This window comes from Sphingobacterium sp. UBA1498 (assembly GCF_002325125.1).
Lineage (GTDB): Bacteria > Bacteroidota > Bacteroidia > Sphingobacteriales > Sphingobacteriaceae > Sphingobacterium.
Window position 1 is genome coordinate 1 of sequence record NZ_DCRG01000004.1, and the last position, 14,362, is coordinate 14,362.

Sequence of the window (14,362 nt, forward strand, 5' to 3'; positions counted from 1 at the left end):
AAGCTATAGGTAAACAAAAACCAAACTAAGGAATAAGAAGGTGGTAACGGTGTTATCTCCGTATTAGCTCCACACCGAATCCGATTCAGGCACGCAATCGAGATGCGCTCAAGATATTTACAATCGAATCAAGACTAATCTAGGTCGAAAACGAGCCGAGCTGCTTGAAACAAAAAAATCCCCAAAAGTTACTCACTCTCTGGGGAAATTCAAGATCGAACATCTTTCTTATCCAATCTATCTCAACCTATTCGATTTTTTCCTGAAACGAACGAAGTCTTTTAATAAGCGTATGCTCTAAATTCAGCTAAGTGAGTAGATGTTGCACTATTCATAGGCGCTGTCATCGTAATTCGAATGTACCGTGCTTTAACAGGAGTTAGACTGTAGTCTTGCCATGCAGCTGGACTATCAGCCGAGTTGAATGTCAAATCTTTCCCCACTATCTTCCAGTTGATCTTATCCAACGATACCTCAATGTTGAAAGTTTTAAACCCTCCTGTTGTAATGTTATGGCGACGAATCATACCAAAACGGCCAAAAACCTCTATCTTTGACATATCCACGATAAACCAATGTGGAAATACCGGATTATTGCCCGAAGACCAAGTCGAATGCCAAAAGGTAGTAATATCACCATCAATAAGGCTCTGAGGTTTACCATTTGCAGCGCCTTCCTGTGTCTCTATTGAAGAAGTCTCTGCTGACCACATCGTTTTACTTAGCAATCCTAATGGATTTACTTGAGTTTTCTGCACAGGAGAAGCTATCCCCTCTGTTTCCATGGTATAGGCTATTTCAGTAGCCTTACCTTGCACGTCAAACGATAGTTTACCCTTCACATCTGTACTCTTTTCTATTACAGCCGTCTTTTTTACCCCATTTAATTCATACTGCACATTGACCGTTACTGGATCTCTAGTTTCATTTTCCCAAGTCAAAACAAGATTGGTACCTTCCATATATGGCACAACTGTAGGAAGAATCAACTTGTAGGTCAGCAAACCCGGAGCCATTTTGGGCTGTGCTGTCGCTGTTCTCTTCCATTGATCATCTTGGAATTTCAATGAGAAATCTATCTTTTGAGTCTCGTCCGTCAGATTTGACACTGTTACCGTATCTACATTATTTCCCTTCAAGTCTACCTCAAAAGGTTTGCCAGCAACACTATATGACAATTTCCCCGGAAGTTCACGCTGTGATGTAGTGGGAAAGATAAATGTGACCCCACCTGGAATTGATTGAACTGTAACATTTTCTATTTTATAATCTACCTCATACGCCCTTGGACTTAACGAGGTTTTGGTAATCTTAGACCCCGTACCGTCCGAAGTAAAATACTGCAAAGAGAAATCATAGCTTTTCAACTCACTCAAGTGAATAATAGTAGGCTCATTAAACTTCGTCACATCCAATACTTTATCTGAAGTCCCATCTTTATAGCTGACCTGAGCTTTTATAACTCGATCTGATAAAGCAGGCCAATGTACTTCTATATTTTGATTAAAGGCTGAAACATAGGTCAAATTTGTTGGTTTTGCCGTAGGCCGTGTCTCGGTGACAATGGCTTCCTGATCCCCTTTCGGAGGAAATACAAGCTCTTCTTCTTTACAACTCCCCACGCTCAGCAAAAAAGCTCCTAAAATGACATTAAATGCCCAGCTCATTTTAAAATTCCTTTTCATCTTTAAATAACGATTATTCCACCACGTCGATGGAGCTTAGTTTAAAATCTATTTTTATTGTTTTGGCAAGAGAAATTCCACTTCATATTTATTTAAAAATACCTGTCCTTCTAATTTCCAATCTTTTAATGTCCGCACTTCCAACCAATAAAATATTTGCGGAAAAAAGTCTGCTGCTTGAATAAACACAGCATTTTCTCCTAAATCACAAGGCACCACTTCGGAGGTTATTCTGGATTGAAAATTTCCACTAAGCCCCATGGCACTTTTGCCTGACACCTCATTCTTAATCGAACCGCCCTCAGCTGGTGACATTTTCCAATAACCTTTTAGGTTATCAGCGAAAGCTGAATTTGTCAACTCCTCTGAAGAACATAAAGAATTACGGATTTCATCTTGGGTAAATGCTTTATTAAAGATCGACACATTTGAAATATCAAAATCGACTAGATCATAAGATATACTTGGACGATACCCAAAGATCAAAGGATCATTAGTCTTAATATTGGCAACGTTCATTCCCGAGGTGTTCGTTTCTTGCGCCAATGTACCATTGTTGTAGATCTTAATATTAACCTGATCATTTCCAATGACTTTGATAACAGTGGTCATCGTATACCACTCACCATTTACTTTTGCCGTTTGGCAAGTAGCCTCCTTCACACCGTCACTGATCTTCACTTGTAAATCATTTCCCCAGGTATAATACATCCATCCCGGAGTACCCAACGACGTATTCGAATCTTTACCGAAGATACCTGAATACCAATAGTTATAAGTATTGGGCTGATAGGTCGATGAAATAATGGTGTTGTTCAAATTAAACCGAAAACGCGAAGAAATCGTTAATTCTTTTGTGGTTGCCAAATCATAATCGCTTGAATTCCCCAAATTATCACTAACAGCCCTTACACCCAGCGGTTTATTTCCAGTACCATCATAACCCCACATTCGCACGTAACTCATTGGTTTGCCCGTCAACTCCGCACCTTTAAAGCTTTTATTTTGAAATAGAGCAAAGGTATTTCGCTCTTGTAAGGTGCTCCCTCCGTAAGAATTTCCAATTCCGCCATGATTTGATGTTAAAATTATCAACCAATCTTCATTGGGATAATTTTTACGTGCAGTCAATGCTTTGGTTATTTCGCCGATATAGCCGTCGACTTTTTTTAGGGCGTTCTCATAATCACTATTGCTTCGTGTGAAGCCGCCTTTTTCTCCAGCTTCCAATAAAGACGTAAATTGTATGATCATAAAATCGCTATTTTTCGTATTCAACAAGTCCAATACCTTAGTCTTTACGTCCTCATCCGTTGCGCCATTATAAGTTTCATTTGCACTCACAAGCAGTTTATCATTCAAGGTAACTGATCGCGACACGACAGTTGTCTTCATCGAAGGAGCTACTGTTGCTATACGATACAACATAGACGGATAACCAGCAACATTTGCATGGGGATCGTCCTCATTTGGTCTTGGAATGTAAGACTCATCGGTAATATGATGGTTTGCGTATGTCACCCCACTCATCATCGTCATCCAGGAAGAAGCGTTGCTGGTATTCTCATCGGCCAAAGCATTGAACGTGTACTTACTTGTCTTCAGTAATTCTGAGATATTAGTTGGTAAACTCTTCTTCAACTCTTGCCCCACCAGTCCATCAATAGAGATAAAAAGCACCTTACGTTTGACGGGTTGTTGCAAATTTTGCTCATATTCTTCATACACTGCAGGCGGGTTGGCATATTTTGTACAGCCAACAAGTAAAAAAGCCGCACCCAGGACAAGAACTAAGACTTTCTTTATATTGAATAATCTTTTCATAACATCAGTTTATATATCGTAAAATACCCCTAACTCAGCAATCGCAACGTGAACTGCACCACCGGTATTTGGATCCGGGAATACAAATTTCACATATTGGGCCTCCACGAGATTCGAAAAAGTAAACTCTTTCATCGCAGCATTTTGCGCCGTTGTTTGGGAACTACTCGCCAGTGCAAATTGGCCCATATCGGTCCAGTTTTTATTATCCTTACTGATTAAAACTTTAACCTTAGTCGCGAAGGTCGCATTCGCTCTATTTTTATAATAGAATCCTTTAAACACATTCACTTCCTTCATATTCATGGTAAGCTCTACGGGAAGGTTAGTCGGTATACTGCAACCTGAATAACATGTATGCCAATAGGTGTTTGGATCACCATCCGTCATAGCATTAAACTTACCCGTGCTTTCGTTAGTTGCTGTAGCAACATTAGCCGTAAATTCGAAAAGGCCACTTGGCAAGAAATAACGGGGCTGTAATACACCGTCTCCACCAGCAAAAGTCAATGGGTTGTATTCCCAGATCGCACGGTCCATCGGCGGATACTTCTCCCGCATTTCACGTTTGGCTGAACTACTTACCGGTATGCCCCATGCAATAAAAAAACGATTAAAATCTTTCCCGGTAAAATTACATAGCTGGCGATAAAAGTAATCCCGTTTTCCTTGATCCAATGAACTGGAAAAATTTTCATTCCGTGCTTTACTATATATATATGGAAAGAAATTCCAGCCAGACTCGCCGTTTTTACCTGTTGTCTTATCGAAAATCTGAAGGAATGGCGTTAGTCGCGCAAAAGGATCGTCGGCATCAATACCCAAATCTACTGGAAAATTAGAAAAGTTCTTTGCAGAAGTCAGTGCTGCAAATTTTAAAGCCGCGGGAATCGATGTCTTCAAAGCAGGATGGAAATCGATCCGAGAGGTAATGCCCCGATTTCGTGCAGCATTAAATATGAACAAGTTATTTGTCGTCTCCCCCAAATCAGACCAGCTCCAAGCCCAGCTCGCTTGGTAATTGTGTCCAACCTCATGATATGATCCCCATGAAGTTCCTTTCCTGATTGTATTCGGATTGGTCAATTCATCTAGCCAATATTCATCTTCTTGCATCACCCAAGGATTACCGCTATGGGCATATCCTAAGGAGGGATGAATATCCATCACACCTCTTTCCCAAAATTCTGGATAGCGATTCTTTGGGTCGGCCGCATCTGCGGACAGTCCCATCCACTGGTAATAATCTTTGACATAGGTATCATCCCACAGGCTTAAAGCCTCATCCACCTGATCCATTTTGCCGGACTGGATGAATTTGACAACCAATGAACGCGGAACGGAAAAGGCAACACGCTCGCCGATAAGATCCATCCAAGGGACATCCTGAGACAGGACCTGCTTTTTCCAATCCGCCACGGTAGACTTTCCTAAAATAAAGTCTGTGGACTTGACAGCACCCGCTACTTTAATAGTGACAGGAGATGTGCTTGCTTTCTGATTAATAATCCATATGGTTCCACCATAAAGGTTCTTAATATAGTTTGTTCCAGGAAATAATTCCTTTCTCGTGTACAGAATAGGATCTCTACGCGGCGCATCTTTGCCCGTTATATTATCTGTATGCACGCCAATCTGCACCGTCATGCCAATACTACCTGCAGGTACAGTGATCCGAATAACTTCGCCTGCAGGTGCATACAAGCCGGTCGTGTAAATTGGCGCTGGTGTGACGCTCACTTTATATTCAAAGGACGATACATACTTCCGGTTCATAACCATAGCAATTGTGGTATCCTTAATGCGCGCCACATTTTCCCCAACCAATCCGGGATATATCCTAGCTCTATGGTACAAGCTTTTATCTGCTTTGCCCATGGTCGTATCGGTCAACAAGGGAGTTTCTGTAGAATCACCAGATTGATAACCGTCTGGAAACTCCATACCATATTTACTGCAGGACGAGGCAAAAGCCATCAACCCGACCAATAATCCAAAAACTAAATATCTCTTTCTCATTAGGTTAAAATTTGGTTATTTTCTAATCTGTGTATAATTTGGTGTCCAGCTCTTGCCGTCCAAATTCCATGACGATTCTACTGATACGCCCAACCATTGGTAAATCATAAAGGGAACATCTACGGCATTAGGTACTAAACGGTAAAACGATTCCGCAATTGGCGGTTGAAAAAATGGCACCAATTCATTGAAGCTTGTCCAAGCAACCGGACCTGTCAATCTAAAGTTGCCCGCTCCCTTACCTGTTTTTTCAGTCAGTATGGACGTGTTGACATCGTCATAGCCTGGCCAATATCCTTGCAGATTATTCCAAAATGGAGACGTTTCATCAATATTTGTTACACCGCCATAACGCCTTACCTCTTCTGCAGAAAACGCACGATTATAAATCTGTACATTACAGATCGAAATATTACAGTCTGTATTTCCATCCCCTGGATTGAAACCTAAGGTCAAAGGACTTGTATTATCGAGGTTATTGCCATTGGCCACAGCTTGAGAGATCTTTCCTGAAGCTGTCGAATTTGTTCCATCGGTATAGACGTACACGGAATCCTGGCTACCGCTTCTTTTAATGACCGCTGTCAGTGCATGCCACTCTCCGTCATTGATACTTGGGCCAAATGTTTGTCCTGCAATTGAACTATTAAACCCCCAGTAATTTCCTTCCAAAAAGAAATTCCAGCCAGCCCCCGTAAAACCTTGAGCACGTTTAGCAAAAAATATCGGGTAATAGTAATTGGAATTTGCTACATTATATTTCAAAAAGAGGGTCATCGTCCAATCGCTTCCGGTACCCATGTTGAATTTATTTGCATCCGCAAGTTTCCCAACAACCTGATTGTTGCTGGCGTAGGTATACCGCGTTGCATTAGCAACAAAAGGGATATCTTTAGCATTGGGCCTCGGAATAACTTTTCGGGCAAACTTTGGTGAATAAAAAAGGGTATAGGTATCTCGTTTATGGTCACCATACGGTGTAAAGTCGATCACAGGATCGGTAGACTCTCCGCCCTGAGCTGAGGTCACAATCACGATCCAGTTTTCTGTACTGAAGCTGGTTCTCTTTTTGATCGCTTCCCACAAGGACTGAACTTGTTTGTCCAATACATTAACCGCAGCTACATATTTTGTATCATCAGCAGTATAACCTGACGATTTTCCCGCTTGATCAACTTCAGTTAAATGAACTACATTTAGATCGGATTCGGTTGTTGACAACGCTATGTTTGCCGCGCTGACTACTGTCCCATCATTGCTTTCTATCTTTACTTCAGCATCTTTACCCAGTGTGTTACCATAGTTTATATCAGAAGTAAAAAGGCTCGATTTACGGCTTATGGCATCTTCTTTCAGTTTTGTAAAAATCGTTGGATATTTATTCAAATCGATCGGGCTTAAATCTGTACCGACCACTTTATTTTTAGCACTATTAACCCCCGTCAGCAATGCGGCAGTAACCGATTGATTGGTTACTTCGAAATCAGTTGTTGGATCGGCCAGACTACCATAGGTAACCAAACCATTACGCGCCATCAAGTCGATATTTGCGGGTGCAATGCTTTGCATAGCAGGACCTGAAAGTCCGTCAACAATCACCAATAGTACTTTATCGCGGCTCTCGGGACTATCTTTTGCCTCGTTGAAATTTTGAAGCAAGTTGGGGAAATCTTTGTTACATGCTGCGCACAACACGAAGACGCCAAGTGCTAAAGATATATGTTTAAAAGTTCTTAAATACTTAATCATAACCAGTTTCATTTATTGGGTTAGTTCTTAATTTCCAGGCGAAAGAAGTTTCCGTATGTTTTCTGTCCAAACTGGAGTATGCTTCCTCCCACCAGCAATGCCGGTTCTCCTAAAGAAGATTTGGTCTCGACAACCTTGGATACTGAACCGACAAAGGGTCCCAATGAGTTATATTTTTGTAGGAGTTCACCATTTTTTTCCAAAATCAATAAATTGGATCTGGGAATACCCGCATAACTATTTTGTGTTCCGTCGATCAACACCTGTCCATTATTTAGAATTTGAGCATAATTCGGAACACCTGTACCTAAATCACGCAAGATAAAAGTATCATCAACGGTACCATCTGTATTCATCAGGGCGACATTATTGACTTTTCCTGAAGCTCCAGCGCCGGTGAATATGCCTGAAACAGCCAATTTTTTCAGACTACTGTTATAATTCAGGGCAAATAGTCTGTTGATGTTTCCTTTTAGGGAAAAGGTCTCGTCCAAAGAACCGTCTGCTTTGATGCAAGCAATACCGTTGGCGACTTTACCATTATAGGTGGTAAAAGCTCCCACGATAACAATACGTTCATTATCAATCATCGCTGCATCGAAAATCTGTGCGTTTGCGCCTGCGTTGTTCAATGCAAATGTGGAGTCTAGAGAACCGTCTTCCTTCATACGAATGACCCCTTTTGCAGCCGAGAGAATATATCTGCGCGTGTCGCGAGAAGAATAGTTATAATCAATTTTAAAATGCGAAGTAAAGTTCCCTACAGCAATCACTTTATTGTCGCTTGTGGCAAACGTTCTAATAATTGTGCTATTTACGCCGCCATTAAATGCGGATACCGTGTCCAATGAATTTTTAGGATCGTTGCCTGTATTGATTACTTCCACGATCATAGAATCGATTTTTCCATCGTTATTGACGCGGACAATATTACCTACTGATCGCATTGCAAAACTCCCCAAAGAACCGGCAAAAATAAATTTACCATCATTTGTTTTTGCTATGCTTCTAATATAACCTCCTCCAAATGTACCTTGCCGAAAATTCATATTATTGTTAGATTTGCCATTCGCGTCAATAAAGTGGACTCCATTTCGATACACTCTTTTATCCGCTGCAACATTCTCATAATTTGACTCATTTTCAAAATTGGAAAAGGATCCAGCTACAATAAAGCCACCTGCATTTGGTAAAATATCGTATACAGCACCTCTAAATCCGTTCACCATGCCATAATTTTCATCTACGGAGGTGTTACCTTCTATTTCGAGGCGTGGGCCATAGAAAACTTCTTCACCGACCACCACCTTGGCATCTCCTGATGTAATCTGTGGCGGTACTTTAATCGTGATTAAAGAGTCTTTAGCCGATACAATTTCGACAGCAGTATTATTTACAAAAAAATTGATCTGATCCAATTTTCCTTTCAGACCTTTTACATAAAAGTCTACTAATTCGCCAGGTTTGGCAGTTCCCGGATCTGGGTAATTAATATAAAATCCAATGCCCAGCGATTCTTTGCCTCCAGCATAGGGATCGGCTCCGGTTACAATATCCTTGCTACACGCAGCCAAGGTAATTACTACGATTATCAGGACAAGTATTTTGGTTATTAAATTTCTTTTCATATCATATCGTTATTTCGGTAGTACTCCCAATAAAAAAGCCTCATTTGCAAAATTATAGCTCTGAAAGCCGAATGAATGTTTCGAAAATTTCAGTACATGTAACACACCATTGGTGGGTTGAATATCCGATGTGGCTATCGGTGCGGTAATATAGGGGACCAAAAAATCCTTCAATTCCTCCGGCACACTCACGGTATACGGAAAGTTTAAATACAGTTGGCGATACCCAGCATATTTAATGACCTGAGTTCCTCCAGAACTTTCATTCTTACTGACCACATCATTATAAAGTACACCAATATTCATATCTTCACCGGCGATGTTTTTGTATACCCCACCCGAGAAAGCGGCCAGGTTTAACGTATCGATCTGGCGATAATCTTTGGCAACGCTCTTGCCTTTAAAAATGTATCTGGACAGGTATTTTCGCCAGACTTCGGGCCTAATCTGCTCCAGTTTGGTTATGGAGTCTTGGCCTGAACGGAATAACGTCTGATTCAGCAACCATACAGACTTTAAAATGCAGGGATCAGGCGGAGCAAAAAAAGTAACTTCATCATTTTTGAGGACATCATCCAGCTTAGCAACTTTCAATGCTACCATCAATGTATCAAACAAATCTGGTCTCGATTCCAGGTAATTCCAAATCGTACCATTAAACTTTGCTTCATAAACTCCTGTATCGATATAATCTTCTTTTTTGCAAGCCGAGAACAGTGAAACTGCCATCAAGACTAAAAAAGTATATTTCCAAATCTTTTTCATGATCTATTCTTTTAGTTCCAATAATTATTTAATTGCATATAAGGATTATTGTTCAGCGCAGCTTTGTCAATTGGCCACGTCCAACCACCTGCATTGAAGGCAGCTACTGACATAGGCACTTGGGTATATTCGGAATTGATAACCTTTTTTGTTCGAACCAAATCATAGTAGAAATTACCCTCGCCCAAGAGTTCTCTGACACGTTCCCACCAGATCGCATCTTTCAGATCCTCCCCACTATCTCGTATTGGAGCAGCTTTGGCCCGTGTACGGATGACGTTGACAACAGTTCTTGCTTCTTCATCTTTTCCCAATTCAGCCAATGCCTCAGCCCGCAATAAAATGGGGTCGGCATAGCGAAAAACCATCTGGTTATCGTCGGGATTATTATCTTCGCCCTCTTCCATAAACACGTTCGAAAATTTTAGGCATTGAAAATCGCCATTTGTTGCATAGATGTCTTTATCAAACCAATATACCTTTCGTTGATCGTCTGCCGATGGTGGATACATATTTTCCATAAATTTTGGATCGTAAAAGATATAGGATTTGGTTGTCACTTTATTTGGTGCGTGGAGGACATAATCTGAATAAGATGCTGATAAGTGAAAACTTTCGCCATAGTTGAAGTTCTGCACAATTTCAAATAAGCCTTCTTTTGTGCGTCCTTTAAAAATTTCCTTTGTTCTACTAAGGTCTAACAGCGCATAAGCGCCACCATTTTCTTCCATTAATTCTTTCCCCAAATCGGCTACTTTCTGATAAACAACGGTCTTATCTTCGGTACCTAATCCTGCGATCCACATATTGATATGCATGTTCAGTGCGATTGCAGCTCCCCGCATAGCTTTAACAGCAACAATGGAAGGATCATCATAGGTCCAAGGCAAATCTCCATAGGTTGCATCTAAATCGGAAGAGAGGCTCTTTAATACAGTGAACATATTTGTCCTAGGCAATGGATTGGTATTTATATCCGTATAGTAAGGAATATCACCATATAAACGCACCATGAAAAAGTAAGCTAACGATCTTAAGAAAATGGCTTCTGCTTTATACGATTTTTTCATGCTTTCATTGAGGAATGGCATGTCTTTGTTTTCGAGTTGATAGATCATAATATTCGCATTCTGCACCATCTTGTAGAAGCTATTCCATTGTGTTATTTTTGGAAAGCCAAAATAGGAGAACTCCCCTTGTCGCGCCATCAGACCGTTCAGATCGTTATATTTAAGATAATCGATATAATCCCTTCCTGATCCACTGGTCGCACTTGTTCGGTTCGTCGGTGCACAACGCAAATCACCCGATGCCGGAAAAAAGATGTTCGTCATCGTTGCTTCCCGAAAGGTAGAATAAATTCCCCCCATATACTGATCCACATCGGCCTGTCTTGTCCAGTAATTATTTCCTGTCAACTTATCAATCTGTGTAATATCGAGAAAACCCTTTCCACAGGAGCTCAATCCTAGAGAGGCCGCTAGTATAAATAGATATAATAATTTCTTTTTCATGTTGTCTTCGAACTTAGAATTGTACACTTACCCCCAATGAATAGGTTCTTCTGCTTGGATAACCGTTTGAACCATCGCGTCCTACACCTGTTACCAATTCGGGATCTGGCCCGGAGTAGTTACTAAACGTATATACATTGTTTGCCGTCAAATTGATGCGGGCAGATGATACGCCAAAGCGACGTGCCCATCTTCGGTCAAAATTGTATCCCACTGTAACCGAATTAATTTTAACATAGGATCCATCCTCCATAAACATGGTCGAATTATAACGATACGGATTGTACAAGGACAGACGTGTAAAATCAGAAACATTCGGATATTCTGCGTTGTCCCCCAATTGGCGCCACACATTATAGGCATCCAATGGTACATAAGCCCCCGGCGCTCCATCGCCATAATTTTGTCCACTTGGGTCTGAATAATTCCGGAAACGATCAGTCAATGCTGTATTAAGGATATCACGGTCTATGGTATAGGATAATTGCGTACGCAAAGACCAGTTCTTATAACGCGTATACAGATATAGACCTCCTGTGATTGCAGGTTGTGAATTGCCAACATACACTAAATCATTTTCGTCGAGTACATAATCACCATTTAGGTCAGTGAAGATAGGGTCACCGGCACGGAAGAATTTACCTTCACTCATTTGGCCCCCTGCGCGGTAGCGTAATCCAGTTAATGGGTTGACCGGTACTTGATCGTCGGCTGTATAAACTCCTTTATAATCATACAACACAAAGGTAAAAGCATTACGACCCAAACGATAAAATTGAGGAAGGTCGTATCCTGATTCATCCGGTTGCAGCAATTGACGTGCTCCATCTGGCAATGATGTTACATAATCTCTATTAATCGCAAACGTTGCATTGGCATTCAGCTCCCAATCAGCGCTCGCTAGTCTTGGTCTATATTGGATACTCAATTCATGCCCTCTATTCACCATAGCTGACTCGTTGGTCAAGACATTGGAGAACGCGTTATGATTTGCAATTGGTTTTTTACGGAGTATCTTATCTGATTGCTTATAATATGTTTCATAAGTTACATAGAGCGAGCTATTAAAAAAGCCCAGTTCGGCAGCAACGGACCACTGAGTTGTCGATTGTGGAACCAATCCGGTATTGGGAGCTACGTCCAAATCCAAAGAGGTTGTTGGTCTATTATTGTAGCGACCGTCATCAATCTTATACCAACCATAAATATCCGAGAGGGATCCCGAAGGAGAGATCGTTCGTCCGACCGATCCTCTTAAGAAACCTGTGTCCCACCAATCCATATTTTCCATAAACTTCTCTTTCTTGAAATTCCACCGCAAACCCGCTGACGGATTTCGGGTCCAAGGTGTTGCCCCCCCGGTCAATGAACTACCGTCAATTCGATAGGTTAAATCAAGAATATACTTGGAATCGTAGTTATAGGAGAAACTTCCCGCATACGCAACCGATCTAAAATTATTCAATGAATTCAACAATCCACCGAGCGAGTTTCTTGTATTGTAGCTAATGCCCGTTTGAAATTGATCATTTGCTGTTCCGCGAATCTTCGATAAATCTTCGGAATAGGCTGTTATTTCCATTTCCGTGAATCCGTAGACATTAAAAAGATGCTTTTCTTTAATTGCCTTCACATAAGACAGTTGATTCCGGTTATAGACTTTACTTCTGTTGCTATAATAATTGTATACTTCCGAAGAGTTTCCTAAGAGTATCTCAGGAGTATAACGATCTTTTGTTGCTGTTGTATAGTTATAATTTAGGGTAACAGACGCTCGTACATCTTTAATGGGCACATACTGCAATTCCAATTGTCCCAAATAATTTCCTGTTTTATTTTGGTCATCCACGCCCAATGCTGATAATGCACCCATGCTTCCAGAAAATAAGGAAGGCGAAGGATACAGTGAGGTTGTGTTGACTGATTTCCCTACCCCTGTCTGCATCAGGGCATTCCCCGAGCCCATCTTATTTTGTGCCACATTGACATTGATATTGGTCATCATCCTGAAACGCTCACTCGGCTCATATTGCATATTGGAGGTCAAGGTATATCTTTTAAACCCCGTATTGGCGATGATACCATTTTCATCATAATAGTTCATATTGGCTTTATAATTGAATGTACGCTCGCCTCCCGAGATCCCAACATTATGTGTCTGGTTCATGGTATTGCGGTAAAAATAGGACTGCCAATCGGTTGAATTATTAAAGTACGGATTCAGGGAATCGGCCAATATCGGTGAGTCGTTGACACGTCGCAGTGCTGCCGCCAATGTTGTATCGTTCATCAAGATCTGTTCTAAACGTACCATGCGCTCGCCTTTACCACCAATAACACGTCGCAATTGCGGCACTGCGGACAAGAAAAACTGGCCTTGATAATTTACGATGGGAACCTTCGAATTTCCACGTTTGGTGCGTACCTGGATAACACCATAAGCGCCTCGCGATCCATACATTGCAGTCGCCTGTGCATCCTTCATCACGGTAATATCTTCAATATCTTCTGGTGGAATCATGGAAATTGGAGATACTCCAGGTCCTGCTGTTTCAAATCCATATTCGTACCCCGAGTTATCATCAATAGGTACTCCATCTATGACAAACAAAGGTGAAGTTGGCGTCACAAACGTATTATCTCCACTCCCTGAAACGTTGAAATTGGACATCCCACGTACTGCCATCGTTCCCCGCATACCTGGGCTACCGGTATTGTTCTGGATATTTAAACCCGCCACCTTACCTTGTAGGAGATCTACGAAGTTACCTGAAGGAATATCTTGAATTTCTTTACCAGAAATTGTAACCACCGATCCCGTCAAGGTTTCTCTTTTACGCTGTTGATAACCGACGACTACTGTTTCTTCCAGTTCTTGTGTAGTCATTTCCAAAGTCACATTGTACTCTTTTTTTCCTGCAACAATCGTATATTTTTCGGTACGATAGCCCTGATAGGAAAATACCATCACTCCGCTGTTCGGTACTGAAATTACAAATCGCCCATCTTCTCCGGTTTTCCCCAGATCGCGTTTAGGATTTTCTAACCGGATAGAAACGCCCCCAAGCGCCCTATTATCGTTTCCTTTCACAATACCCTTGACCATGGTTTGAGCCCATGCCTCCCCCACAAAAAGGGCGCAAATGAAAGTGAATAGTATGCAAAATTGTTTCATAAT

At 41.2% G+C, this 14,362-nt stretch carries 8 protein-coding genes; all 8 read right to left on the bottom strand.

The annotated features are described in order from the left end of the window. Positions 1–281 precede the first annotated feature (281 nt). Genes B3139_RS03015 through B3139_RS03050 form a run of 8 tightly spaced genes read right to left on the bottom strand, consistent with a single transcriptional unit; the run spans position 282 to position 14,359 of the window. Positions 282–1,685 carry a discoidin domain-containing protein gene (locus tag B3139_RS03015; RefSeq protein ID WP_293879664.1) on the bottom strand — a complete coding sequence of 468 codons (1,404 nt, stop codon included), beginning with the start codon at positions 1,683–1,685 and terminating at the stop codon, positions 282–284. Positions 1,686–1,739: 54 nt separating this feature from the next. After that, positions 1,740–3,509 (bottom strand): alkaline phosphatase family protein, encoded by a 1,770-nt coding sequence (locus B3139_RS03020; RefSeq protein WP_293879665.1) that lies wholly within the window; start codon positions 3,507–3,509, stop codon positions 1,740–1,742. A gap of 9 nt (positions 3,510–3,518) precedes the next feature. Next, entirely contained in the window at positions 3,519–5,528 is a 2,010-nt protein-coding gene (locus B3139_RS03025) for a M60 family metallopeptidase (protein WP_293879666.1), read from the bottom strand. 15 nt (positions 5,529–5,543) lie between these two features. After that, positions 5,544–7,277, bottom strand: a complete 1,734-nt coding sequence (locus tag B3139_RS03030; protein ID WP_293879667.1) for a LamG-like jellyroll fold domain-containing protein — start codon at positions 7,275–7,277, stop codon at positions 5,544–5,546. A 20-nt stretch (positions 7,278–7,297) separates the two neighbouring features. Then, entirely contained in the window at positions 7,298–8,905 is a 1,608-nt protein-coding gene (locus B3139_RS03035) for a DUF5008 domain-containing protein (protein ID WP_293879668.1), read from the bottom strand. Between the two features lie 9 nt (positions 8,906–8,914). Then, on the bottom strand, positions 8,915–9,670 hold the full coding sequence (locus tag B3139_RS03040; RefSeq protein ID WP_209579436.1) for a hypothetical protein: 756 nt from the start codon (positions 9,668–9,670) through the stop codon (positions 8,915–8,917). 11 nt (positions 9,671–9,681) lie between these two features. Continuing rightward, positions 9,682–11,184 carry a RagB/SusD family nutrient uptake outer membrane protein gene (locus B3139_RS03045; protein ID WP_293879669.1) on the bottom strand — a complete coding sequence of 501 codons (1,503 nt, stop codon included), beginning with the start codon at positions 11,182–11,184 and terminating at the stop codon, positions 9,682–9,684. 13 nt (positions 11,185–11,197) lie between these two features. Next, positions 11,198–14,359: a SusC/RagA family TonB-linked outer membrane protein gene (locus B3139_RS03050; RefSeq protein WP_293879670.1), complete on the bottom strand. Its 3,162-nt coding sequence runs from the start codon at positions 14,357–14,359 to the stop codon at positions 11,198–11,200. Positions 14,360–14,362 lie beyond the last annotated feature (3 nt).

Bases quoted from the DNA above. Each gene is read 5' to 3' on its own strand.
- B3139_RS03030 (WP_293879667.1), bottom strand. From the start codon at position 7,277: ATGATTAAGTATTTAAGAACTTTTAAACATATATCTTTAGCACTTGGC.
- B3139_RS03025 (WP_293879666.1), bottom strand. From the start codon at position 5,528: ATGAGAAAGAGATATTTAGTTTTTGGATTATTGGTCGGGTTGATGGCT.
- B3139_RS03050 (WP_293879670.1), bottom strand. From the start codon at position 14,359: ATGAAACAATTTTGCATACTATTCACTTTCATTTGCGCCCTTTTTGTG.
- B3139_RS03045 (WP_293879669.1), bottom strand. From the start codon at position 11,184: ATGAAAAAGAAATTATTATATCTATTTATACTAGCGGCCTCTCTAGGA.
- B3139_RS03040 (WP_209579436.1), bottom strand. From the start codon at position 9,670: ATGAAAAAGATTTGGAAATATACTTTTTTAGTCTTGATGGCAGTTTCA.
- B3139_RS03020 (WP_293879665.1), bottom strand. From the start codon at position 3,509: ATGAAAAGATTATTCAATATAAAGAAAGTCTTAGTTCTTGTCCTGGGT.
- B3139_RS03015 (WP_293879664.1), bottom strand. From the start codon at position 1,685: ATGAAAAGGAATTTTAAAATGAGCTGGGCATTTAATGTCATTTTAGGA.
- B3139_RS03035 (WP_293879668.1), bottom strand. From the start codon at position 8,905: ATGAAAAGAAATTTAATAACCAAAATACTTGTCCTGATAATCGTAGTA.